Source organism: Pseudomonas sp. NBRC 100443, assembly GCF_030268185.1.
GTDB classification, from domain to species: domain Bacteria; phylum Pseudomonadota; class Gammaproteobacteria; order Pseudomonadales; family Pseudomonadaceae; genus Pseudomonas; species Pseudomonas citronellolis.
The window spans coordinates 18,510-41,166 of sequence record NZ_BSQE01000026.1; the positions used below are offsets into that span (position 1 = coordinate 18,510).

A 22,657-nucleotide genomic window follows, 5' to 3' on the forward strand; every position below is an offset into this window, starting at 1 on the left:
CTCCAGCCTTCAGCGAATCTTTTAAAGGAGCGAGGGCGATGAGCAAGTTCTGGAGCCCCTTCGTCAAGGACCTGGTGCCCTACGTGCCGGGTGAGCAACCCAAGCTGGCCAGGCTGGTCAAGCTCAACACCAACGAGAACCCCTACGGCCCGTCGCCCAAGGCGCTGGCCGCCATGCAGGCCGAGCTGGGCGACGCCCTGCGGCTGTACCCGGACCCCAACGCCGAGCGCCTGAAGCAGACCATCGCCGACTACTACGGCGTGCGCCCGGGCCAGGTGTTCGTCGGCAACGGCTCCGACGAGGTGCTGGCCCACGCCTTCCACGCGCTGTTCCAGCACGACGGCCGGCCGCTGCTGTTCCCCGACGTGACCTACAGCTTCTACCCGGTGTACTGCGGCCTCTACGGCATTCCCTTCGAGGCGCTGGCGCTGGACGAGCAGTTCCAGATCCGCGTAGAGGACTACGCCCGCCCCAACGCCGGGATCATCTTCCCCAACCCCAATGCGCCGACCGGCTGCCTGCTGCCGCTGGACGCCATCGAGCGCCTGCTGCTGGCCAACCCGGACAGCGTGGTGCTGGTGGACGAGGCCTACGTCGACTTCGGCGGCGAGACGGCCATCGGCCTGGTGGAGCGCTACCCGAACCTGCTGGTGGCGCAGACGCTGTCCAAGTCGCGTTCCCTGGCCGGGCTGCGCGTCGGCCTGGCGGTCGGCCACGAGGACCTGATCGAGGCCCTGGAGCGGGTCAAGAACAGCTTCAACTCCTACCCGCTGGACCGCGTGGCCCAGGCCGGCGCCATCGCCGCCTTCGAGGACCGCGAGTACTTCCAGCGCACCTGCCAGGCGGTGATCGACAGCCGCGAGAAGCTGGTCGGCGAACTGAGTGGCATGGGCTTCGAGGTGCTGCCGTCGGCGGCCAACTTCATCTTCGCCCGCCACCCGCAGCACGACGCCGCCGAACTGGCCGCCGGCCTGCGCGAGCAGGGTGTGATCGTCCGCCACTTCAAGCAGGCGCGCATCGCCCAGTTCCTGCGCATCAGCATCGGCACCGAGGAGCAGAACCAGGCGCTGCTGGACGCCCTGCGCACGCGGCTCTGAGCCACGCCCGGCGGAAAAAGCAACGGCGCCCTCGGGCGCCGTTCTTCGTTACTGCTGCTGCGGTTGCTGCACCGGCGGAGTGGGCGGCGGGCGCAGGCCCACTTCCGCCTCCAGGGTGACGTGCTTGCCGTTGCGCAGCACCTGGATGCTGATCTTCTCGCCCGGCTTGGTGCGCGCCACCTGGTTCATCGCGGTGCGGCCGTCGGCGGCCTTCTTGCCGTCGATGTCGAGGATGATGTCGCCCGGCTGCATGCCGGACTGGGCGGCCGGGCCGTCGCGGTAGACACCGGCGACCACCACCCCGCCCTGGTCCTGCAGGCCGAAGGACTCGGCCAGCTCCGGCGTCAGCGGCTGCACCTCGACGCCCAGCCAGCCGCGGATCACCGAGCCGTGCTCGACGATCGACTTCATCACCTCCAGCGCCAGCTTGATCGGGATGGCGAAGCCGATACCCTGGGAGCCGCCGGACTTGGAGAAGATGGCGGTGTTGATGCCCACCAGGTTGCCGCTGGCGTCGACCAGGGCGCCGCCGGAGTTGCCCGGGTTGATCGCCGCGTCGGTCTGGATGAAGTCTTCGTAGGTGTTCAGCCCCAGCTGGTTGCGGCCGGTGGCGCTGATGATGCCCATGGTCACCGTCTGGCCCACGCCGAAGGGGTTGCCGATGGCCAGGCAGACGTCGCCGGTGCGGATGCCGTCGGAGCGGCCGAGGGTCATCACCGGCAGGTCCTTGAGGTCGATCTTGAGCACCGCAAGGTCGGTTTCCGGGTCGCTGCCGACCAGGCGCGCCGTGGTTTCGCGGCCGTCGCGCAGGGCCACGACTATCTGGTCGGCGCCGGCGGTGACGTGGTTGTTGGTCAGCAGGTAGCCCTCGGGGCTCATGATCACCGCCGAGCCCAGGCTCGACTCCATGCGCTTCTGCTGCGGCAGGTTGTCGCCGAAGAAGCGGCGGAACAGCGGGTCGTCGAGCATCGAGTTGCCCGGCCGGCTGACCATCTTGGTGGTGTACAGGTTGGCCACCGCCGGCGCGGCGCGGGTCACGGCGTCGGCATAGGTTCCGGGGCCCTGCTGCAGGCGGCTGAGCAGGGGGGCCTGCTGCAGGTGGACTTCCTGTTCGGGCAGGCCGACCCATTCGGGGTTACGCTGGATGATCAGCAGCGCCAGCAAGACGCCGACAAGCGCGGGCCAGCCGAGAAAACGCAGGGCCTTCAGCATCGGAGGACGATCCTTGGGGGGTTGCTCGGCCTGGGGAAGGCCGCTAGGGTGGCCGCCATTATACGGGCGGCGTGGCAAGAAAATAGCCGTCTCCCCTAATGCCTGGAGGAAATTCGATGGCGATCGATCTGAGCGAGCTGGTCGAAGAGGCCGACCGCTACCTGGACGCCGCGCGCATTCAGGACTACTGCCCCAATGGCCTGCAGGTGCAGGGCCGGCCGCAGGTGCGGCGCATCGTCAGCGGCGTGACCGCCAGCCAGGCGCTGCTGGACGCGGCGGTGGCCGCGCAGGCCGATGCGGTGCTGGTCCACCATGGCTACTTCTGGAAGGGCGAGAACCCTTGCGTGGTGGGCATGAAGCAGCGCCGCCTGAAGACCCTGCTGGCCCACGACATCAGCCTGATCGCCTACCACCTGCCGCTGGACCTGCACCCGCAGGTGGGCAACAACGTGCAGCTGGGCCAGCAGCTCGGCCTGGACATCGAGGGCCCGCTGGAGCCGGGCAACCCGCGTTCCATCGTGCTGCTGGGCGCACCCGCGGCACCCGTGGCGCCGGCCGATTTCGCCGCCCACGTGGCCCGCGTGCTAGGCCGCGAGCCGCTGCTGGTGGAAGGCGAGCGGCCGCTCCGGCGCATCGCCTGGTGCACCGGCGGCGCCCAGGGCTACATCGACCAGGCCATCGCGGCGGGCGTGGACGCCTACCTCACCGGCGAGGTCTCCGAGCAGACGGTGCACAGCGCCCGCGAGAACGGCATCACCTTCATCGCCGCCGGCCACCACGCCACCGAGCGCTACGGCGTGCAGGCGCTGGGCCGCTACCTGGCCGAGCGCTTCGGCATCGAGCACCGCTTCATCGACTGCCCGAACCCCGCCTGAGCGCCGCGGGCGCTCACGGCGTCGAGGCGTAGCGGCGCCGGGCCTGGTCCACGGCCGCGCCGAGCTGCCAGACCGCCATCGCATAGTGGGTGCTGTGGTTGTAGCGGGTGATCACGTAGAAGTTCGGCAGGCCGTACCAGTACTGGTAGTTGCGGCCCATGTCCAGGCGCAGCAGGCTGGCGCTCTGGTGCTTGCCCAGCGGCGCCTGCGGGCGCAGCCCGGCGGCGCTCAGCGTCTGGAGCGGATACTGCGTCTTGAAGCCATCCTCGAGCCCGCGCGCCTGGCCGCTGGCCGGCACGGCGATGCTGTCGTGGGTGACCCAGCCGTGCTGCTGGAAATAGTTGGCGACGCTGCCGATGGCGTCCTGCGGGTCCCACAGGTCGACGTGGCCGTCGCCATCGAAGTCCACCGCGTAGCGGGCGAACGAGGTCGGCATGAACTGGCCGTAGCCCATGGCGCCGGCGTAGGAGCCGCGCAGGGCCAGCGGGTCGTCGCGCTCCTTGCGCGCCAGCAGGAGGAACTGCTCCAGCTCGCCGGCGAAGAAGTCGGCGCGCCGCGGGTAGTCGAAGGCCAGGGTGGCCAGGGCATCCATGATCCGCGTCTTGCCCATCACCCGGCCCCAGCGGGTTTCCACGCCGATGATGCCGACGATGATCTCCGGCGGCACGCCGTAGGTCTTCGAGGCGCGTTCGAGGGCGTCTTCGTACTGGTTCCAGAAAGCCACGCCGTTCTGGATGTTGTCCGGGGTGATGAACTTCTTGCGGTAGCGCAGCCAGGCGCCGTTCGGCCCGCTCGGCGCCTGGTAGGTCGGCGCCTGGCGGTCCATCAGGCGGATCACCCAGTCCAGGCGCTGGGTGCGGCCCAGCACGTCCTGCAACTGCTGGCGATCGAAGCCGTGCAGGCTGACCATCCGGTCGACGAAGCGCTGGGCGTTGGGGTTGTTGGCGAAGTCGCCGGTCAGCGGGCGGATCGGCTGCACCGGGTTCGCCGGGGTGTACAGGCGCGTCGTGCCGGTGGCGGCGCTTTTCTGCGGGGCGGCTGCCGGCGTCGGCGCGGTGGGCTTGCTGCTGCAGGCGGCGATGAGGAGGAACAGGGGCAGGAGCGGAGCGATGCGGCGCATGGGAAATCTGCTGGGGCGTGGGGAATGAGGAATAGGGTAGCGCAGATGGGGGCGCTTACCGGGGCCTACTCTAGCGGAGGGCGGGATGCGCTTCCTCCTGAATCTGTTTCCGGGCTCGGAGCGGGTGGCGGCTTTGCGGGTGAAGGGCAGTTCGTCGGAGAGGCGGGCGTCTGTGGATATCTCGTTTCCAGCGGCGCGCCCCATCCGCCCGGCCAAGCCCGGGGCCTTAGTCTCCTGGGCGCTGGCGCGGTCTGACAAGTGGCTATATGGGTATATTCTTTCGGTATAAGTGGCCGCCCGGTTAGAGTCTGACGTTGTGGTAGAGTGCGCCCTCGTCTACGGCCCGAAGGCCGTCCATAAGCAATTCTGTGAGTAGCCATGGTCGACAAACTGACGCATCTGAAACAGCTGGAGGCGGAAAGCATCCACATCATCCGCGAGGTGGCCGCCGAGTTCGACAACCCGGTGATGCTGTACTCGATCGGCAAGGACAGCGCGGTGATGCTGCATCTCGCGCGCAAGGCCTTCTTCCCCGGCAAGCTGCCGTTCCCGGTGATGCACGTCGACACCCGCTGGAAATTCCAGGAGATGTACCGCTTCCGCGACAAGATGGTCGAGGAGATGGGCCTGGACCTGATCACCCACATCAACCCCGATGGCGTGGCCCAGGACATCAACCCCTTCACCCACGGCAGCGCCAAGCACACCGACATCATGAAGACCGAGGGCCTCAAGCAGGCGCTCGACAAGTACGGCTTCGACGCCGCCTTCGGTGGCGCCCGCCGCGACGAGGAGAAGTCCCGCGCCAAGGAGCGCGTCTACTCCTTCCGCGACAGCAAGCACCGCTGGGACCCGAAGAACCAGCGCCCGGAGCTGTGGAACGTCTACAACGGCAAGGTGAAGAAGGGCGAGTCGATCCGCGTCTTCCCGCTGTCCAACTGGACCGAGCTGGACATCTGGCAATACATCTACCTGGAACAGATCCCGATCGTCCCGCTGTACTTCGCCGCCGAGCGCGAAGTCATCGAGATGAACGGCGCGCTGATCATGATCGACGACGAGCGCATCCTCGAGCACCTCAGCGACGAGCAGAAGGCCAGCATCCAGAAGAAGATGGTGCGCTTCCGTACCCTGGGCTGCTACCCGCTGACCGGCGCGGTGGAATCCACCGCCACCACGCTGCCGGAAATCATCCAGGAAATGCTGCTGACGCGCACTTCCGAACGCCAGGGCCGGGTCATCGACCACGACCAGGCAGGTTCCATGGAAGAGAAGAAGCGGCAGGGGTATTTCTAAGCTTGAAGCTGAAAGCGGGAAGCTTGAAGCAAGAGCGGCAGGGATGGCTGCATGGATTTCGAAAAACTGGATGTGTGGAAGCGGGCGGCCCGGCTCTCGGCAAATCTTTATCGAGAACTGGGTAGCCTGAGAGACCTGGGGTTCAGGGACCAGCTCACTCGAGCTGGGCTTTCGATTCCGAGCAATATTGCCGAGGGCATGAGCCGGGACGGGGCTCGGGAGAAGGTCAGGTTCCTGCTGATCGCGAAAGGCTCCTGTGCGGAGCTACGAACCCAACTGTACATCGGACTGGATGTTGGTTTTGTGCCGAGGGATTTTGCGCAGACCAGTATTCAGGAAACCCGGGAAATCGCCGCCATGCTGTCCAGTCTGATTCGCGTGATACGCCAAGACTGATACTGCGATGCGCTGTTGGCTTCAAGCTTCCAGCTTCAAGCTTCCAGCTCGGAGAATGCAATGAGTCACCAATCCGATCTGATCAGCGAGGACATCCTCGCCTACCTGGCCCAGCACGAGCGCAAGGAACTGCTGCGCTTCCTCACCTGCGGCAACGTCGACGATGGCAAGAGCACCCTGATCGGGCGCCTGCTGCACGACTCCAAGATGATCTACGAAGACCATCTGGAAGCTATCACCAAGGATTCCAAGAAGGTCGGCACCACCGGCGACGAAGTCGACCTGGCGCTGCTGGTCGACGGCCTGCAGGCCGAGCGCGAGCAGGGCATCACCATCGACGTGGCGTACCGCTACTTCAGCACCGCCAAGCGCAAGTTCATCATCGCCGACACTCCCGGCCATGAGCAGTACACCCGCAACATGGCCACCGGCGCCTCCACCTGCGACCTGGCCATCATCCTGATCGACGCCCGCTACGGCGTGCAGACGCAGACCCGCCGGCACAGCTTCATCGCATCCTTGCTGGGCATCAAGCACATCGTCGTCGCCATCAACAAGATGGACCTGAAGGACTTCGACCAGGGCGTCTTCGAGCAGATCAAGGCCGACTACCTGCAGTTCGCCGAGAAGATCGACCTCAAGACCAGCTCGTTGCACTTCGTGCCCATGTCGGCGCTCAAGGGCGACAACGTGGTCAACAAGTCCGAGCGTTCGCCCTGGTACACCGGCCAGTCGCTGATGGAAATCCTCGAGAGCGTCGAGATCGCCGGCGATCGCAACCTGGACGACATGCGTTTCCCGGTGCAGTACGTCAACCGCCCGAACCTGAACTTCCGCGGCTTCGCCGGCACCCTGGCCAGCGGCATCGTGCGCAAGGGCGACGAGGTCGTGGCGCTGCCGTCGGGCAAGGGCAGCAAGGTCAAGTCCATCGTCACCTTCGAGGGCGAGCTGGAACACGCCGGCCCCGGCCAGGCCATCACCCTGACCCTGGAAGACGAGATCGACGTCTCCCGCGGCGACATGCTGGTGCATGCCGACAACCGCCCGCTGGTCACCGACGGTTTCGACGCCATGCTCGTGTGGATGGCCGAGGAGCCCATGCTCCCGGGCAAGAAATACGACATCAAGCGCGCCACCAGCTACGTGCCGGGCTCGATCCCGAGCATCGCCCACAAGGTGGACGTGAACACCCTGGAAGAGACCGCCGCCAGCGAACTCAAGCTCAACGAGATCGCCCGCGTGAAGGTCAGCCTGGATGCGCCCATCGCCCTCGACGGCTATGCGCAGAACCGCACCACCGGCGCCTTCATCGTCATCGACCGGCTGACCAACGGCACCGTCGGCGCCGGCATGATCATCGCCGCGCCGCAGGCCGGCCAGAGCCATGCCAGCCACCACGGCCAGGGCGCCCATGTGAGCCGCGAGGAGCGCTCTGCGCGCTTCGGCCAGCAGCCGGCCACGGTGCTGTTCAGCGGCCTCTCCGGCGCTGGCAAGAGCACCCTGGCCTACGCCCTGGAGCGCAAGCTGTTCGACATGGGCCGCGCGGTCTACGTACTGGACGGCCAGAACCTGCGCCACGACCTGAACAAGGGCCTGCCGCAGGATCGCGCTGGGCGCACCGAGAACTGGCTGCGCACCGCCCACGTCGCCAGGCAGTTCAACGAAGCGGGGCTGATCAGCCTGTGCGCCTTCGTCGCCCCCAGCGCCGAAGGCCGCGAGCGGGCCAAGGCGCTGATCGGCGACGAGCGCCTGATCACCGTCTACGTCCAGGCATCGCCGCAGGTCTGCCGCGAGCGCGACCCGCAGGGCCTGTACGCGGCCGGCCAGGACAACATCCCCGGCGAGTCCTTCCCCTACGACGTGCCGCTGGATGCCGACCTGGTGATCGACACCCACCATCAGTCGGTGGAAGAGGGCGTGAAAGCGGTCCTCGACCTGCTGCGCCAGCGCGGCGCGATCTGATCGCGACAGCGTTGTGAAAAGCCCCGCCTAGGCGGGGCTTTTTCTTTCGTGCTCGGCGGGGGCCGGAACGCCACGCCTCACGGTGAGCTGTAGGAGCGGACTCTGTCCGCGATTCGCGCGCAGGGCGCGCTCCTGCATGGGGTGCGAAAGGTAGGATGTTGCGCTCCCTGGTTTGCCTGGCCTCTCTGTAGGACGCGCTGCTAAGACGATATTTGGTATCCGAAGGTCGTGTACTGGTTTGGCTACGAGTGCGTGAGTAGTAAGCCGATGGCCATTTGCCGAGGGTAGGCGGGGTGGAGGGCTGGAAAAGCATCCAGGTTAATGGTGTAATTTCACCCGCTTGATGGATGAATTTACATAATGTACCCACGCAAAATCCGCCAGTACACGCTTGAAGCTTTGGATGACTCTCCGGTCGTTCTGGTCAATGGCGCCCGCCAGACAGGCAAGAGCACCCTGGTTCGAACTCTGGAGCAGGATGTCCGCTATTTCACCTTTGACGATCCGGCTGTGCTGGCGGCTGCTCAAGCCGACCCGTTCGGCTTCATCGGGGCGCTCGAAGGGGCGGTCTGCCTGGATGAAGTGCAGCGAGCTCCCGGGATTTTTCTGGCCATAAAGGCCGAGGTGGACAAGGATCGTACGCCCGGCCGTTTCCTACTGACCGGATCGGCCAACGTCCTGCTACTGCCCCAGATTGCCGATTCTCTGGCCGGGCGTATGGAGGTGCTGACGCTCTGGCCGCTAGCGCAGAGTGAAATTGCCGGCCGGCCAATCAGCATGATCGATAGGCTGTTCGACGGGGAGTTCCCGGATCGCTGTGCCTATCAACGCGATGACTTCATCGGGCGGCTGATGGCTGGGGGCTATCCGGAGGCATTATCGCGTACGAGCGAGCGCCGGCGCGAAGCCTGGTTCGACAACTACCTGAGCACCATCCTGTTGCGTGACGTTCGTGATCTGGCCCAGATCGAGGGGCTGACGGAGCTGCCCCGGTTGATGCAGTTGCTGGCCGCGCGTAGTGGTGGCCTGCTCAACGCTGCTGAGCTGTCCCGCGCCACAGGTATTCCGCAGACGACTTTGAAGCGCTACCTGACGCTGCTGGAAACACTTTTCCTGATTCGCCAGGTTCCGGCCTGGTCCTCCAATCTGGGCAAACGCCTGCAGAAGTCCCCCAAGCTATTCGTGACGGACTATGGGCTGATGGCTCACCTGCTGGGGATGAGCAAATCCGGCGTATCAGCTTCGCTCGGTTTGCCGGGTGACCTAGTGGAGGCCTTTGTATATGCGGAGCTGGCCAAGCATCAGACGTGGGCGGAGATACGCACGACATTGATGCACTATCGAACTTCCACGGGGATGGAGGTCGACTTTGTCCTGGAGAACCGGCGGGGTGAGCTGGTCGGGGTGGAGGTCAAGGCGGCTACCACGATCAGTGCGAAGGACTTCAAAGGCCTGCGTCACCTGCGTGATACGACCCCTCGGCAGTTCAAGCGAGGAATCGTTTTCTACACGGGGGAGCAGGTGGTGCGTTTCGACCAGCAACTGACGGCCGTTCCGCTTTCTCTGTTCTGGGGATGATTGGCTGAAACGGTTCTTCAGATGCGCAATTGCACTTCTCTTGACTGTCCATTGACCACACATTGCGCCTCCCCTGGCTCGTGGCTCGCTCAGGGACTTTTGCGGGGAACCGTCGGAAATCGTCTGACATTGTTGGGCATCGATTGCAGCGAGCGCCATTTTTAGTGGTTAAAAATCAAAGCCTTACAGGATAAATGCGTAGATGGGGTGCGTGGTGGGGGCGGCGTAGGACTTCATCCGTGATCCGCGCCGACATCTTCGATCATCGCGGACAAAGTCCGCTCGCTGTGCTCTGTCCATGAATCAGCCTCCGAGTGGAGGGCTGACTATCGCGGACGGAGTCCGCTCCTACAGGGGATGCTCGTCGCCAGTGCCTGTAGGTCGCTTCTGAAATGAAAAAGCCCCGCCATGGCGGGGCTTTTCTGCGGGCGCTGCGGGCTCAGAGCTTGCGCTTGAGGCCGTAGGTCTCGTCCAGGGTGCCGGGGCCTTCGCCGCTCTTCGGCGCGTAGTCCTTCGGCGCTTCCTGGCTGGCCGGCGGGGTCAGGCGCTCGCGGCGTTCGGGGTAGCCGTCCTCTGCGTGCAGGGCGGCCAGCAGGCGCTGCTTGGTCTGCTCGTCCAGGGCCAGGCGCTCGGCGCTCTCGGACAGGTGTTCCTGGACGTCCTGGTAGCTCTGGGTGAGCTTCTTCACCAGGCTGGCGGTGGTGTTGAAGTGCGTCACCACCTCGCGCTGGTAACTGTCGAAGCGTTCCTGCAGGTCATCGACCTGGCGTTGCATGCGGTTGGGTGCGGCGCTGGGCAGCAGGCGAGCGATCAGGAAGCCGACAGCGGCCCCGACGAGCAGAGCGATGACCGGGACCAACCAGGTGGTGAGGGACTGTTCCACGCGAATCCTTCCTCTATAGACGGCTTTGCTTTACGTTAGCGGCTTGCACCTGCGCTGTATACCACGGGGCGAGGCCCCGGTGTCGGCGCGGTATCGAGCTAGACGAGACGACCCGCTTCGGGGTCACGGAGTTGTTGTTTGTCCACCCGCGAAATCCCCCTGTTCATCGATGGCCCGGACGGCCCCCTGGAAGCCCTGCACCTGGACACCCCCGACGCCATCGGCGTGGCGCTGATCTGCCATCCGCACCCGCTGTTCGCCGGCACCATGCAGAACAAGGTGGTCGCCACCCTGCAGCGCATCGCCCGCGACGCCGGCTATGCCACCCTGCGCTTCAACTTCCGTGGCGTCGGCCAGAGCGCCGGCAGCTACGCTGACGGCCGTGGCGAAATCGACGACGCCCTGGCCGCGGCCCGCTGGCTCGGCGAGCGACATCCCAGCCTGCCGCTGACCCTGATGGGCTTCTCCTTCGGCTCCTGCGTGGCCGGCAATGCCGCCGCGCGCCTGGAAGGGCAGGGCGTGGCCCTGCGTCACCTGTTCATGCTGGCGCCGCCGGTGGAGCGCTTCGCGGTCGAGCTGCCGCGGCAGTGTCTCATCACCGTGGTACAGCCCGAAGATGACGAAGTGGTGACCCCGGCCCGCGTCTACGCCTGGAGCGAGTCGCTGACGCTGCCCCACGAACTGCTGCGCGTGCCCGGGTGCAGCCACTTCTTCCACGGCAAGCTGATCGAGCTCAAGGACCTGCTGCAGCCCCGGCTCGCGCCGGCCGGCGCCGCGGGTTAACATCCAGGCCGCTCATTTTTCCCGCGCTGATTTCTGGTATCCCATGACGACCCGCATCCTCACCGGCATCACCACCACCGGCACCCCGCACCTGGGCAACTACGCTGGCGCCATCCGCCCGGCGATCGTCGCCAGCCGCGACCCGCAGGCCGACTCGTTCTACTTCCTGGCCGACTACCACGCGCTGATCAAGTGCGACGACCCGCTGCGCATCCAGCGCTCGCGCCTGGAGATCGCCGCCACCTGGCTGGCCCTGGGCCTGGATACCGACAAGGCGACCTTCTACCGCCAGTCCGACATTCCCGAAATCCCAGAGCTGACCTGGCTGCTGACCTGCGTCACGGCCAAGGGCCTGCTCAACCGCGCCCACGCCTACAAGGCCTCGGTGGACAAGAACGTCGAGGCCAGGGAAGACCCGGACGCCGGCGTCAGCATGGGCCTGTACAGCTACCCGATCCTGATGGCCGCGGACATCCTGATGTTCAACGCGCACAAGGTGCCGGTCGGCCGCGACCAGATCCAGCACGTGGAAATGGCCCGCGACATCGGCCAGCGCTTCAACCACCTGTTCGGCAACGGCAAGGAGCTGTTCACCCTGCCGGAAGTGGTGATCGAGGAAGAGGTGGCGACCCTGCCGGGCCTGGACGGCCGCAAGATGTCCAAGAGCTACGACAACACCATTCCGCTGTTCGGCAGCAGCAAGCAGCTCAAGGATGCCATCGCCCGCATCGTCACCGACTCCCGCGCCCCCGGCGAGCCGAAGGACCCGGACAACTCGCACCTGTTCACCCTCTACCAGGCCTTCGCCACGCCGGCGCAGCTGGCCGAATTCCGCGCCGCGCTGCTCGAAGGCCTGGCCTGGGGCGAGGCCAAGCAGCGCCTCTACGAGCTGCTGGAAGCCGAGTTGGGCGAGGCCCGCGAGCGCTACCACACGCTGATCGCCCGCCCGGGCGACCTGGAGGACATCCTCCTGGCCGGCGCCGCCAAGGCCCGCCGCATCGCCACCCCGTTCCTCGGCGAGCTGCGCGAAGCAGTTGGCCTGCGCTCCTTCCGCGAGCAGGTGCAGGTGGCCGGCGAGGGCAAGAAGAAGGCCGCCAAGAGCGCGCGCATCGTCAGCTTCCGCGAGGACGACGGCAGCTTCCGCTTCCGCCTGCTGGACGCCGCCGGCGAGCAGCTGCTGCTGTCCAACGCCTTCGCCGACGGCAAGTCCGCCGGTGCGGTGAGCAAGCGCCTGCAGGGCGGCGAGGCGTTGGACCTGCGCGTCGAAGGCAATGCCTTCGCCCTGTGGCTGGATGGAGCGGCCGTGGCGCAGAGCCCCGAGTTCGCCGATGCCGCCAGCCGCGACGCCGCCATCGAGCGCGTGCGCGAGGCCCTGGCGCCCCAGGAGTAAGCCCGCACACGGCCATCCTCGACGGATGGCCGATTGCCAAGAAGCGGGGCCGTCGCTAAAGTGTCGGCCCCGTTTTCGTTGCCTTGCTACCGATCATGACGCCCCTTCAGCGCTACCAGGAAGACCTCAAACGTCCCGATTTCTTCCACGATGCGGCCCAGGCCAATGCCGTGAAGCACCTGCAGCGTCTATATGACGACCTGCTGGCGGCCGACCAGGCCAAGCCCGGGCTGTTCGGCAAGTTGCTCGGCAAGAAGTCCAACGGGCCGGTCAAGGGCCTGTACTTCTGGGGCGGCGTGGGGCGCGGCAAGACCTACCTGGTGGACACCTTCTTCGACGCGCTGCCGTTCAAGCAGAAGATGCGCACGCACTTCCACCGCTTCATGAAGCGCGTGCACGAAGAAATGAAGACCCTCAAGGGCGAGAAGAACCCGCTGACCATCATCGGCAAGCGCTTCGCCGACGAGGCCCGGGTGATCTGCTTCGACGAATTCTTCGTCTCCGACATCACCGACGCGATGATCCTCGCGACCCTGCTGGAGGAGCTGTTCAAGAACGGCGTCAGCCTGGTGGCGACCTCCAACATCGTGCCCGACGGCCTGTACCGCGACGGCCTGCAGCGCGCCCGCTTCCTGCCGGCCATCGCCCTGCTCAAGGAGCACACCGAGGTGGTCAACGTCGACAGCGGCGTGGACTACCGCCTGCGCGCCCTGGAGCAGGCCGAGCTGTACCACTGGCCGCTCACCGAGCAGGCCGAGCAGGCCATGGCCCGCGACTTCCGCAAGCTCACCCCGGAATGCGCCGCGGCCACCCGCGACGACGTGCTGATGATCGAGAACCGCGAGATCCGCGCGCGCCTGACCTGCGACGACGTGGCCTGGTTCGAGTACCGCGAGCTGTGCGACGGCCCGCGCAGCCAGAACGACTACATCGAGCTGGCGAAGATCTTCCACGCGGTGCTGATCTCCAACGTCGAGCAGATGAACGTGGCCAAGGACGACATGGCCCGCCGCTTCATCAACCTGGTGGACGAGTTCTACGACCGCAACGTCAAGCTGATCATCTCCGCCGAGGTGGAGCTGAAGGACCTGTATACCGGCGGGCGCCTGGAGTTCGAGTTCCAGCGCACCCTGAGCCGCCTGCTGGAGATGCAGTCCCACGAGTTCCTCAGCCGGCCGCATCGGCCGTGATGGGGGCGTGGTGATGCGAAAAGGGCTGCCGGATGGCAGCCCTTTTTCGTTTCTGGCTCTTCGTAGGAGCGAGCTTGCCCGCGAATGGCATTTACAGGTGGCGCCAATGCATCCGTTTGGTTCCTTTCCCTCTCCCCAACCCTCTCCCTGAAGGGAGAGGGGGCCGTATGGCGTGAAGCGTAATCTCAGTGCCCATTGCTACCGTGATGTTGCCGGCGAACGCCGATATGTCCGTTGGCACGGACAGTCCCCTCTCCCTTCAGGGCGGGGCGCGCAGCCGAGGGTTAGGGAGAGGGGATCTTCGGGACGAACACCAAGTGGCTGCCGGCAAACCCCCTTCGCGAGCTCGCTCCTACGAAAAGCGTTCAGCGCTGCGCCGTCTGCGCCTCCGCCTTCTGCAACAACTGCTTCGCATGCGCCACTTCCAATGCCTCCATGGCATTGATCGGCTTGATCGCCACCGCTTTCCTCAACTGCTCCAGCGCCTTGTCCTGTTCGTCGTCGCCATACACATAGCCCAGCGCATTGGCATATTCGTAGTGCCCGATGGGCAGGTCGTCGCTGGCGCGGAATGAGCGGGCGAAGTAGGTTTCCATCTTGTCCGCGCTGACGCCGTAGGTCATGCGCCCGACCAGCTTGCCGACCTTGCGGATCACCCCGGCCTCGTAGCCGCCGTACAGCGCCAGGGCGAAGGGCTGGCTGGGCTGCCTGGCGAGGATGGCGTCCAGTTCCTTGGGAATGTCGCTGGTGTAGCCGCGCTTGAGCACCACCGGCACCGGCAGTTCCTCGGCCAGCCGCGCCTTGGCGTAGGCGCGGCCGAACTGGGCGATGGGGTCGGCGTTGAGCAGCGGGCCGGCCTGGTCGGTGTAGCTGATCACCTCTTCCAGCAGTTGCTGCTTGTCCGCCGCCGGGGCCAGGAACATGGCGTAGAGCACCTGGGCGAACATCGCCGGCACCTGGCCGCCGACGCCCAGGGCCAGGCCGTCCTGCTTGGCCTGGGCGAAGTCGCCGCGGAACAGCTTGCGCCATACGTCCTGCAGCTTCTCGGCATAGGCCTGGGCTTCCTCGGGCTTGCCGCTGAAGCCGCTGCCGGCGGCGACGGTCTTCGCCACCGCGTCCGGGTGTGCGGCGGCCATCTTCGTCACCCAGGCGGCGTCGGGGAAGGGGTAGCCGCCGAAGCCGCGGGTCAGTCGCGGCCAGGCGCTGCGCAGTTTGTCGCCGGAATAGTCGAAGGCGCTCTGGTCGTAGGGGAAGGGTTTCCAGTCGCCCGCGGCGAAGGCGGGCAGGCAGAAGCAGGCGAGCAGGACGAATAGTAGGCGGCGCATGAGGGAATCCCGTGTTCTTGTTCTGGAAGGGCAGCCCCGATCATAGGGAGCTGCCCGCAGGCACGGGACCTATCCTATGGATAGCGTGTTTCAGGCCTCTTTCCGTCGGTACTGGTTGCGGTAGTGGTTGGGCGACAGCTTGGTGTGCTGGCGGAACAGCCGGGCAAAGAAGCTGGCGTCGTCGTAGCCCACCTCGTAGCTGATGGTCTTGATGCTCTTGCGCGAGGTCGACAGCAGGCTGCGCGCCGTCTCGATGCGCAGGCGCTGCAGGTAGTGCAGCGGCTTGTCGCCGGTGGCGGCCTGGAAGCGGCGCATGAAGTTACGGATGCTCATGCCGTGCTCGCGGGCCACGTCCTCGAAGCGGAACTTGTCCGCGTAGTGCTCCTCCAGCCATTGCTGGACCTGCAGGATGGCCGGGTCGTGGTGCAGCTTCTGGCCGCCGAAGCCCAGGCGCCCGGGGGTGTAGCTGCGCTGCACCTCGAAGAGGATGTCGCGGGACACGCCCTGGGCCACGCTGGCGCCGCAGAAGCGCTCGATCAGGTACAGGTAGAGGTCGCGGGCCGAGGTCACGCCGCTGGCGGCGTAGAGGTTGTCGGCGTCGGTGATGTGCTTCTCGCGGTTGAGCAGCACCTTGGGGTAGCGCGCGGCGAAGTCGTCGAAGAAGCGCCAGTAGGTGGTCGCCTCCTTGCCGTCCAGCAGGCCGGCCTCGGCCAGCCAGAACACCCCGGTGGCCTCGCTGCCGATGGCGCTGCCGGCGGCATGGCGTTCGCGCAGCCAGGGCACCACCTGCGGGTAGCGCGCCAGGAGCTGGTCGAAGTCGCCCCAGAAGGCCGGCAGTATCACCAGGTCGGATTCCTCGAGGGCGCCGTCCACCGCCAGCAGGTCGCCGCTGAAGGCGCGCACCGGCTGGCCGTCGGGGCTGACGATGCGGCTTTGCAGCAGCGGCGTGAGGCCCAGGCCTTCCTGCCTGCCGAAGCGCAGGCTGGCCATGTGCAGGAAGTCCCGCGCCTGCATGAGGGTGGAGGCGAAGACACCGTCGGTCGCCAGGATGCAGACCCTTTTCAGGGAAGATTCGGATTGTTCGGACATCGTTCTTATCATTGTTGTGGAGGGCTGCATTCGACGCCTAACCGGTCAAATGGCGGCTGGATCGTCTTATTTTTTGGCGCAAGTGTCCAGTAGGCGCCGCTCGGCGGGCTGACCTACATTCGGCCCTCCAGCGAGGCGCCAGGAGGCGAGCATGATCCCCAGAACCCTGTTCAGTTCCGACCACGAGCTTTTCCGCGACAGCGTGCGCAAGTTCCTCGAGCAGGAAGCCGTGCCCTTCCATCATCAGTGGGAAAAGGACGGCCACATCGACCGCGCCCTGTGGAACAAGGCGGGGGAGGCGGGCATGCTCTGCTCGCACATCCCCGAGGCCTACGGCGGCATGGCCGCGGACTTCCTCTACAGCGCCGTGGTGATCGAGGAGATCGGCCGCTTCGGCCTGACCGGCATCGGCTTCTCCCTGCACTCGGACATAGTCGCGCCCTACATCCTGCATTACGGCAGCGAGGCGCAGAAGCAGCACTACCTGCCCAAGCTGGTTTCCGGCGAGATGGTCGGCGCCATCGCCATGACCGAGCCGGGCGCCGGCTCCGACCTGCAGGGGGTGAAGACCACCGCGGTGCTGGATGGCGACGAGTACGTGATCAACGGCTCCAAGACCTTCATCACCAACGGCTTCCTCGCCGACCTGGTGATAGTGGTCGCCAAGACCGATCCCAAGGCCGGCGCCAAGGGCACCAGCCTGTTCCTGGTGGAGGCCGGCACCCCGGGGTTCGAGAAGGGCAAGCGCCTGGAGAAGGTCGGCATGAAGGCCCAGGACACCTCGGAGCTGTTCTTCCAGGACGTCCGCGTGCCCAAGGAGGCGCTGCTCGGCCAGCCGGGGCAGGGCTTCATCTACCTGATGCAGGAACTGCCCCAGGAGCGCCTGACCGTGGCCCTGGGCGCCCTGGCCTCGGCCGAGGCGGCGCTGAAGTGGACGCTCGACTACACCCGCGACCGCAAGGCCTTCGGCAAGGCCGTGGCGGACTTCCAGAACACCCGCTTCAAGCTGGCCGAGATGGCCACCGAGATCCAGATCGGGCGCACCTTCGTCGACCGCTGCCTGGAGTTGCACCTGGAAGGCAAGCTCGACGTGCCCACCGCGGCCATGGCCAAGTACTGGACCACCGACCTGCAGTGCAAGGTGCTCGACGAGTGCGTGCAGCTGCACGGCGGCTACGGCTTCATGTGGGAGTACCCGGTGGCCCGCGCCTGGGCCGATGCGCGGGTGCAGCGCATCTATGCGGGGACCAACGAGATCATGAAGGAAATCATCGCCCGGGCGCTGTAAGCGGCAAGGCCCTCCTGCGAGGTGCAGGAGAAACGCCACCGTAGGATGGGTTGAGCGAAGCGATACCCATCGCCACCACCGCATGGGTTTCGCAGGCTCAACCCATCCTGCGAAGAGCGCAGTCGGCAAGACAGTAGCTCCTACAGGCGGCAGGCTCTTGCCTGCAGCCTATGGCTTGTAGCCTGTCGCCGCTTTTTCAGGGCGCCGGGTTCGGCTGGTCCTTGTGGATCGCCTCGATGCCGGCCAGCACTTCCTCGGAGAGTTGCAGCTGGAAGCTGGCGAGGTTGCTTTCCAACTGCTCCAGCGAGGTCGCGCCGATGATGTTGCTGGTCACGAACGGCTGGCGGGTGACGAAGGCCAGGGCCATCTGCGCCGGGTCCAGGCCGTGTTCGCGGGCCAGGGCCACGTAGCGGGCGCAGGCGCGCTCGCTCTGCGGGTTGGTGTAGCGGGTGAAGCGGCTGAACAGGGTGATGCGGGCGTTGGCCGGGCGCGCGCCGTTGTCGTACTTGCCCGAGAGCATGCCGAAGGCCAGCGGCGAGTAGGCCAGCAGGCCGCAGCGCTCGCGGATGGCGATTTCCGCCAGGCCCACCTCGAAGCTGCGGTTGAGCAGGTTGTAGGGGTTCTGGATGGAGACCGCGCGCGGCCAGCCGCGCTCCTCGGCCAGCTGCAGGAAGCGCATGGTGCCCCAGGGCGTCTCGTTGGACAGGCCGACGTGGCGGATCTTGCCGGCGCGCACCTGCTCGTCGAGCACCTCCAGGGTTTCCTCCAGCGGAGTGAAGTCCTGCGTCTTGTGCTGGTAGCCGAGCTGGCCGAAGAAGTTGGTGCTGCGTTCGGGCCAGTGCAACTGGTAGAGGTCGATCCAGTCGGTCTGCAGGCGCTTCAGGCTGGCGTCCAGGGCCGCGACCAGGTTCTTGCGGTCGTGCTTGAGCTGGCCGTCGCGGATATGGCTGATGCCGTTGCCGGGGCCGGCCACCTTGCTGGCCAGGATCCAGTCGGCGCGATCACCGCGCTGGCGGAACCAGTTGCCGATGATCTGCTCGGTGCGCGAGTAGGTCTCCGCGCGCGGCGGCACCGGGTACATCTCGGCGGTGTCGATGAAGTTGACGCCGGCGGCCTTGGCCAGGTCGATCTGGGCGAAGGCCTGGGCCTCGGTGTTCTGCTCGCCCCAGGTCATGGTTCCCAGGCACAGGGCGCTGACTTTCAGTTCGGTGCGGCCGAGCGGGTGGTACTCCATGGCGTCTCCTCGTGAAATCAAGTGGTTAACAAGGTTGTAAATTCTGCCGGAATCTGCATAATTCGGCAGCCTTTCATCGGTAGGGGATGCCTAGCCTGCCGATTGATACATCTAGTCGTTACGGACGCACACTGACCCGAGCCCCAAATCGTGTCTGTTTCTGGCTGTCCTTGACTTGTCAAGGCAACCACTGTCCAGTAAGATTCGCCGTCTTATTTTCAGGCGGCCCCTGAGGCTATAACGAATGAAAACTTTCACCGCGAAACCAGAAACTGTTAAGCGCGACTGGTTCGTCGTCGACGCTGCTGGCCTGACCCTGGGTCGTCTGGCTACCGAAATCGCTACCCGCCTGCGCGGCAAGCACAAGCCGGAATACACCCCGCACGTTGACACCGGCGACTACATCGTCGTGATCAACGCCGAGCAGGTTCGTGTCACCGGCGCCAAAGCCACCGACAAGATGTACTACCATCACTCGGGCTTCCCGGGCGGTATCAAGTCGATCAACTTCGAGAAGCTGATTGCCAAGGCTCCCGAGCGCGTCATCGAGATCGCGGTCAAAGGCATGCTGCCGAAGAACCCGCTGGGTCGCGACATGTACCGCAAGCTGAAAGTGTACAAGGGTGCCAACCACCCGCACACCGCTCAGCAGCCTCAAGAACTGAAGATTTAACGGGATAGCTCATCATGTCGGCGACTCAAAATTACGGCACTGGCCGTCGTAAGACCGCTACCGCACGCGTCTTCCTGCGTCCGGGTACCGGCAATATCTCCATCAACAACCGCAGCCTGGACGTGTTCTTCGGCCGCGAAACCGCTCGCATGGTCGTGCGTCAGCCCCTCGAGCTGACCGAGAACACCGAGAAGTTCGACATCTACGTCACCGTCGTCGGTGGTGGTGTCAGCGGCCAGGCCGGTGCGATCCGTCACGGTATCACCCGCGCCCTGATCGAATACGACGAGACCCTGCGCAGCGCCCTGCGCAAAGCCGGCTACGTCACCCGCGATGCCCGTGAGGTCGAGCGTAAGAAAGTCGGTCTGCGTAAAGCGCGTAAGCGTCCGCAGTACTCCAAGCGTTAATACGACGCTTCGAAAAAAACGCCCAGCGCCGAGAGGACTGGGCGTTTTTTTATGCCTAGGATTAAGGGGGCCGGTAATTTATGCGGCAAGGTGTCGCACGGTCTGGGAGCCGCATGGCGCAAGGGTTCCAGCTTCCTGCTCGGGGGTAATTACCTTGTCAGCTACAGGGCTTTTCTTTACCATTTGGCGAATTTTTCTGCGGCACAACTTTTACTCTAAGGCCCGAGAAGATAACGGGCTAAAGCTGATGGGAGACGACTGAATGAGTAATGACGGCGTGAATGCAGGCCGGCGTCGCTTCCTCGTCGCGGCCACTTCGGTGGTCGGCGCCGCGGGAGCTGTCGGAGCTGCGGTCCCGTTCGTGGGGTCATGGTTCCCCAGTGCCAAGGCCAAGGCGGCCGGCGCGCCGGTGAAGGTGAACGTCGGCAAGATCGAGCCAGGACAGCAGGTCATCGCTGAATGGCGCGGCAAGCCGGTGTTCCTGGTTCACCGAACCAAGGAAATGCTCGATGCCCTGCCGACCCTCGAAAGTCAGCTGGCCGACCCGGAGTCCAAGGCTTCCGAGCAGCCGACCTACGTCGATCCCAAGCTGCGCTCCATCAAGCCGGAACTCGCCGTCATCGTTGGTATCTGCACCCACCTGGGCTGCTCGCCGACCTTCCGCCCGGAAGTCGCTCCCGCCGACCTCGGCCCGGACTGGAAGGGTGGCTACTTCTGCCCCTGCCACGGCTCCCACTACGATCTGGCCGGTCGCGTCTACAAGGGCCAGCCCGCGCCCCTGAACCTGCCGATTCCGCCCTATAGCCTCGATGGTGACGTGCTGACCATCGGTGTGGACCAGGAGAAAGCCTGATGAACAAGTTCATGGCTTGGGTCGATGCCCGCTTCCCCGCGACCAAGATGTGGGAAGACCATCTGAGCAAGTATTACGCCCCGAAGAACTTCAACTTCTGGTACTTCTTCGGCTCCCTGGCACTGCTGGTGCTGGTCAACCAGATCCTCACCGGTATCTGGCTGACCATGAGCTTCACGCCGTCCTCGGAAGAAGCCTTCGCCTCCGTGGAATACATCATGCGCGATGTGGACTACGGCTGGATCATCCGCTACATGCACTCCACCGGTGCATCGGCGTTCTTCATCGTGGTCTACCTGCACATGTTCCGCGGCCTGCTCTACGGCTCCTACCAGAAGCCGCGCGAACTGGTCTGGCTGTTCGGCATGCTGATCTACCTCGCCCTGATGGCCGAGGCCTTCATGGGCTATCTGCTGCCCTGGGGCCAGATGTCCTACTGGGGCGCCCAGGTGATCATCTCGCTGTTCGGCGCCATCCCGGTGGTGGGCGAGGCGCTGGCGCAGTGGATCCGCGGTGACTTCCTGATCTCCGGCATCACCCTGAACCGCTTCTTCGCCCTGCACGTGATCGCCCTGCCGATCGTCCTGCTCGGCCTGGTCGTGCTGCACATCCTGGCGCTGCACGAAGTCGGCTCGAACAACCCCGACGGCGTGGACATCAAGAAGAAGAAGGACGAGAACGGCATCCCGCTGGACGGCATCCCGTTCCACCCGTACTACACCGTCAAGGACATCCTCGGCGTGGTGGTCTTCCTGTTCGTGTTCTGCACCGTGATCTTCTTCTTCCCGGAAATGGGCGGGTTCTTCCTCGAGAAGCCCAACTTCGAGATGGCGAACCAGTTCAAGACCCCCGAGCACATCGCCCCGGTGTGGTACTTCACCCCGTTCTACGCGATCCTGCGCGCGGTTCCGGACAAGCTGATGGGCGTCATCGCCATGGGCGCCGCCATCGCCGTGCTGTTCGTCCTGCCGTGGCTCGACCGTAGCCCGGTGCGCTCGATCCGCTACAAGGGCTGGCTGAGCAAGATCTGGCTGGTGATCTTCGCGGTGTCCTTCGTGATCCTCGGCTACTACGGCTCGCAAGCGCCGTCGCCGCTGGGCACCACGCTGTCGCGTCTGTGCACCATCCTGTATTTCGCGTTCTTCATCCTGATGCCGTTCTACACCCGGATGGAGAAAACCAAACCGGTTCCGGAAAGGGTGACTGGCTGATGAAAAAGCAATTCGCAGCATTGATTCTGGCCTTGGTGCCCCTCTTCGGCTTCGCCGCCGAAGGCCACGGACCGGCCCTCGATCACGTCGACATCGACCTGACCGACAAAGCAGCCATGCAGGACGGCGCGCGTACCTTCGCCAACTACTGCATGGGTTGCCACAGCGCCAAGTTCCAGCGCTACGAGCGCGTTGGCCGTGACCTCGGGATTCCCGAGGAGCTGATGCTCAGCCACCTGGTGTTCACCGGGGCGAAGATCGGCGACCACATGGACATCGGCATGAAGCCGGCCGACGCCAAGGTCTGGTTCGGCGCCGCGCCGCCGGACCTGACCCTGGTGGCCCGCGTGCGTGGCACCGACTGGCTGTACACCTACCTGCGCTCCTTCTACGAGGATCCCAAGCGTCCGTGGGGGGTGAACAACAAGGTGTTCCCCAACGTCGGCATGCCCAACGTGCTGGGTAGCGTGCAAGGCCGCCAGGTTATCGGTTGCAAGCAGATCCAGGTCGTGGAAAATGGCAAGAAGCAGTTCGATCCGCTGACCGGTACGCCGCTGACCCACGAGGCCTGCGACCAGCTCACCGTGGTGCCGAAGACCGGCCAGCTGACCGAAGCGCAGTTCGACGAGAAGGTGAAGAACCTGGTGACCTTCCTGGCTTACTCGGCTGACCCGAACAAGCTGGATTCCCACCGCATCGGCACCTACGTCCTGCTGTACCTGGCCTTCTTCTTCGTGTTCGCCTACCTGCTCAAGCGCGAATACTGGAAGGACGTGCACTAGCACAAGCCAGCTC

The 22,657-nt window shown here is 65.2% G+C and carries 21 protein-coding genes; 15 read left to right on the plus strand and 6 right to left on the minus strand.

What is annotated here, in order from left to right:
- Positions 1-38 precede the first annotated feature (38 nt).
- Complete coding sequence (gene hisC / locus QSJ95_RS26975; RefSeq protein ID WP_009617840.1) at positions 39-1,097, plus strand: histidinol-phosphate transaminase; 1,059 nt, start codon at positions 39-41, stop codon at positions 1,095-1,097.
- A gap of 48 nt (positions 1,098-1,145) precedes the next feature.
- Here the strand turns inward: hisC and algW are convergent, their stop codons facing one another.
- A complete protein-coding gene (gene algW, locus QSJ95_RS26980) occupies positions 1,146-2,309 on the minus strand; it encodes a Do family serine endopeptidase AlgW (RefSeq protein WP_009617842.1) in 1,164 nt (387 codons plus the stop codon).
- Positions 2,310-2,425: 116 nt separating this feature from the next.
- Between algW and QSJ95_RS26985 the strand changes: the two genes are divergently transcribed.
- Positions 2,426-3,184, plus strand: a complete 759-nt coding sequence (locus QSJ95_RS26985) for a Nif3-like dinuclear metal center hexameric protein (RefSeq protein ID WP_285646608.1) — start codon at positions 2,426-2,428, stop codon at positions 3,182-3,184.
- A gap of 13 nt (positions 3,185-3,197) precedes the next feature.
- Here the strand turns inward: QSJ95_RS26985 and mltB are convergent, their stop codons facing one another.
- Positions 3,198-4,304 carry a lytic murein transglycosylase B gene (gene mltB / locus QSJ95_RS26990; protein ID WP_285646609.1) on the minus strand — a complete coding sequence of 369 codons (1,107 nt, stop codon included), beginning with the start codon at positions 4,302-4,304 and terminating at the stop codon, positions 3,198-3,200.
- 378 nt (positions 4,305-4,682) lie between these two features.
- Here mltB and cysD point away from each other — a divergent pair, with 378 nt between their 5' ends.
- The 4 genes from cysD (at position 4,683) to QSJ95_RS27010 (ending at position 9,536) form a co-directional block, all read left to right on the plus strand.
- A complete protein-coding gene (cysD, locus tag QSJ95_RS26995) occupies positions 4,683-5,600 on the plus strand; it encodes a sulfate adenylyltransferase subunit CysD (RefSeq protein WP_043272357.1) in 918 nt (305 codons plus the stop codon).
- Between the two features lie 51 nt (positions 5,601-5,651).
- Entirely contained in the window at positions 5,652-5,996 is a 345-nt protein-coding gene (locus tag QSJ95_RS27000) for a four helix bundle protein (protein ID WP_285646610.1), read from the plus strand.
- A 60-nt stretch (positions 5,997-6,056) separates the two neighbouring features.
- Positions 6,057-7,958: a sulfate adenylyltransferase subunit CysN gene (cysN, locus tag QSJ95_RS27005; RefSeq protein WP_285646611.1), complete on the plus strand. Its 1,902-nt coding sequence runs from the start codon at positions 6,057-6,059 to the stop codon at positions 7,956-7,958.
- Between the two features lie 360 nt (positions 7,959-8,318).
- The gene (locus QSJ95_RS27010) at positions 8,319-9,536 is read left to right on the plus strand and encodes an ATP-binding protein (RefSeq protein ID WP_285646612.1); all 1,218 of its coding nucleotides are present in this window, start codon (positions 8,319-8,321) and stop codon (positions 9,534-9,536) included.
- 439 nt (positions 9,537-9,975) lie between these two features.
- Here QSJ95_RS27010 and QSJ95_RS27015 read toward each other — a convergent pair whose 3' ends face one another.
- A complete protein-coding gene (locus QSJ95_RS27015; RefSeq protein ID WP_009617861.1) occupies positions 9,976-10,419 on the minus strand; it encodes a Z-ring associated ZapG family protein in 444 nt (147 codons plus the stop codon).
- A 138-nt stretch (positions 10,420-10,557) separates the two neighbouring features.
- Between QSJ95_RS27015 and QSJ95_RS27020 the strand changes: the two genes are divergently transcribed.
- The 3 genes from QSJ95_RS27020 to zapE all read left to right on the plus strand — a co-directional run bounded on the left by QSJ95_RS27020 (position 10,558) and on the right by zapE (position 13,782).
- The gene (locus tag QSJ95_RS27020) at positions 10,558-11,202 is read left to right on the plus strand and encodes an alpha/beta hydrolase (protein ID WP_285646615.1); all 645 of its coding nucleotides are present in this window, start codon (positions 10,558-10,560) and stop codon (positions 11,200-11,202) included.
- Between the two features lie 43 nt (positions 11,203-11,245).
- The gene (locus QSJ95_RS27025; RefSeq protein WP_285646617.1) at positions 11,246-12,592 is read left to right on the plus strand and encodes a tryptophan--tRNA ligase; all 1,347 of its coding nucleotides are present in this window, start codon (positions 11,246-11,248) and stop codon (positions 12,590-12,592) included.
- A 95-nt stretch (positions 12,593-12,687) separates the two neighbouring features.
- Entirely contained in the window at positions 12,688-13,782 is a 1,095-nt protein-coding gene (gene zapE, locus QSJ95_RS27030) for a cell division protein ZapE (protein ID WP_043272363.1), read from the plus strand.
- Between the two features lie 365 nt (positions 13,783-14,147).
- Here zapE and QSJ95_RS27035 read toward each other — a convergent pair whose 3' ends face one another.
- Positions 14,148-15,107 carry a hypothetical protein gene (locus QSJ95_RS27035; protein WP_285646621.1) on the minus strand — a complete coding sequence of 320 codons (960 nt, stop codon included), beginning with the start codon at positions 15,105-15,107 and terminating at the stop codon, positions 14,148-14,150.
- Between the two features lie 90 nt (positions 15,108-15,197).
- Positions 15,198-16,097, minus strand: a complete 900-nt coding sequence (locus QSJ95_RS27040; RefSeq protein WP_161788523.1) for a GlxA family transcriptional regulator — start codon at positions 16,095-16,097, stop codon at positions 15,198-15,200.
- Positions 16,098-16,347: 250 nt separating this feature from the next.
- On the opposite strand from QSJ95_RS27040, the gene QSJ95_RS27045 reads away from it, so the two are divergent.
- On the plus strand, positions 16,348-17,484 hold the full coding sequence (locus QSJ95_RS27045) for an acyl-CoA dehydrogenase family protein (protein ID WP_009617873.1): 1,137 nt from the start codon (positions 16,348-16,350) through the stop codon (positions 17,482-17,484).
- Positions 17,485-17,680: 196 nt separating this feature from the next.
- Here the strand turns inward: QSJ95_RS27045 and QSJ95_RS27050 are convergent, their stop codons facing one another.
- Complete coding sequence (locus QSJ95_RS27050) at positions 17,681-18,718, minus strand: NADP(H)-dependent aldo-keto reductase (protein ID WP_285646623.1); 1,038 nt, start codon at positions 18,716-18,718, stop codon at positions 17,681-17,683.
- A gap of 244 nt (positions 18,719-18,962) precedes the next feature.
- Here QSJ95_RS27050 and rplM point away from each other — a divergent pair, with 244 nt between their 5' ends.
- From rplM to QSJ95_RS27075, 5 genes are all read left to right on the plus strand, one after another.
- Complete coding sequence (rplM, locus tag QSJ95_RS27055) at positions 18,963-19,391, plus strand: 50S ribosomal protein L13 (protein WP_009617884.1); 429 nt, start codon at positions 18,963-18,965, stop codon at positions 19,389-19,391.
- 14 nt (positions 19,392-19,405) lie between these two features.
- A complete protein-coding gene (gene rpsI, locus QSJ95_RS27060; RefSeq protein WP_009617885.1) occupies positions 19,406-19,798 on the plus strand; it encodes a 30S ribosomal protein S9 in 393 nt (130 codons plus the stop codon).
- Between the two features lie 262 nt (positions 19,799-20,060).
- A complete protein-coding gene (petA, locus tag QSJ95_RS27065; protein ID WP_009617887.1) occupies positions 20,061-20,651 on the plus strand; it encodes a ubiquinol-cytochrome c reductase iron-sulfur subunit in 591 nt (196 codons plus the stop codon).
- Entirely contained in the window at positions 20,651-21,862 is a 1,212-nt protein-coding gene (locus QSJ95_RS27070) for a cytochrome b (protein ID WP_009617889.1), read from the plus strand. Before petA ends, QSJ95_RS27070 begins: the two co-directional genes overlap by 1 nt.
- Entirely contained in the window at positions 21,862-22,644 is a 783-nt protein-coding gene (locus tag QSJ95_RS27075) for a cytochrome c1 (protein ID WP_009617891.1), read from the plus strand. Before QSJ95_RS27070 ends, QSJ95_RS27075 begins: the two co-directional genes overlap by 1 nt.
- The last annotated feature ends 13 nt before the right edge of the window (positions 22,645-22,657 follow it).

What these genes read in the sequence shown, in the direction of transcription:
- hisC (WP_009617840.1), top strand. Translation starts at nt 39, where the DNA reads ATGAGCAAGTTCTGGAGCCCCTTCGTCAAGGACCTGGTGCCCTACGTG.
- algW (WP_009617842.1), bottom strand. Translation starts at nt 2,309, where the DNA reads ATGCTGAAGGCCCTGCGTTTTCTCGGCTGGCCCGCGCTTGTCGGCGTC.
- QSJ95_RS26985 (WP_285646608.1), top strand. Translation starts at nt 2,426, where the DNA reads ATGGCGATCGATCTGAGCGAGCTGGTCGAAGAGGCCGACCGCTACCTG.
- mltB (WP_285646609.1), bottom strand. Translation starts at nt 4,304, where the DNA reads ATGCGCCGCATCGCTCCGCTCCTGCCCCTGTTCCTCCTCATCGCCGCC.
- cysD (WP_043272357.1), top strand. Translation starts at nt 4,683, where the DNA reads ATGGTCGACAAACTGACGCATCTGAAACAGCTGGAGGCGGAAAGCATC.
- QSJ95_RS27000 (WP_285646610.1), top strand. Translation starts at nt 5,652, where the DNA reads ATGGATTTCGAAAAACTGGATGTGTGGAAGCGGGCGGCCCGGCTCTCG.
- cysN (WP_285646611.1), top strand. Translation starts at nt 6,057, where the DNA reads ATGAGTCACCAATCCGATCTGATCAGCGAGGACATCCTCGCCTACCTG.
- QSJ95_RS27010 (WP_285646612.1), top strand. Translation starts at nt 8,319, where the DNA reads ATGTACCCACGCAAAATCCGCCAGTACACGCTTGAAGCTTTGGATGAC.
- QSJ95_RS27025 (WP_285646617.1), top strand. Translation starts at nt 11,246, where the DNA reads ATGACGACCCGCATCCTCACCGGCATCACCACCACCGGCACCCCGCAC.
- zapE (WP_043272363.1), top strand. Translation starts at nt 12,688, where the DNA reads ATGACGCCCCTTCAGCGCTACCAGGAAGACCTCAAACGTCCCGATTTC.
- QSJ95_RS27035 (WP_285646621.1), bottom strand. Translation starts at nt 15,107, where the DNA reads ATGCGCCGCCTACTATTCGTCCTGCTCGCCTGCTTCTGCCTGCCCGCC.
- QSJ95_RS27040 (WP_161788523.1), bottom strand. Translation starts at nt 16,097, where the DNA reads ATGGCCAGCCTGCGCTTCGGCAGGCAGGAAGGCCTGGGCCTCACGCCG.
- QSJ95_RS27045 (WP_009617873.1), top strand. Translation starts at nt 16,348, where the DNA reads ATGATCCCCAGAACCCTGTTCAGTTCCGACCACGAGCTTTTCCGCGAC.
- QSJ95_RS27050 (WP_285646623.1), bottom strand. Translation starts at nt 18,718, where the DNA reads ATGGAGTACCACCCGCTCGGCCGCACCGAACTGAAAGTCAGCGCCCTG.
- rplM (WP_009617884.1), top strand. Translation starts at nt 18,963, where the DNA reads ATGAAAACTTTCACCGCGAAACCAGAAACTGTTAAGCGCGACTGGTTC.
- rpsI (WP_009617885.1), top strand. Translation starts at nt 19,406, where the DNA reads ATGTCGGCGACTCAAAATTACGGCACTGGCCGTCGTAAGACCGCTACC.
- petA (WP_009617887.1), top strand. Translation starts at nt 20,061, where the DNA reads ATGAGTAATGACGGCGTGAATGCAGGCCGGCGTCGCTTCCTCGTCGCG.
- QSJ95_RS27070 (WP_009617889.1), top strand. Translation starts at nt 20,651, where the DNA reads ATGAACAAGTTCATGGCTTGGGTCGATGCCCGCTTCCCCGCGACCAAG.
- QSJ95_RS27075 (WP_009617891.1), top strand. Translation starts at nt 21,862, where the DNA reads ATGAAAAAGCAATTCGCAGCATTGATTCTGGCCTTGGTGCCCCTCTTC.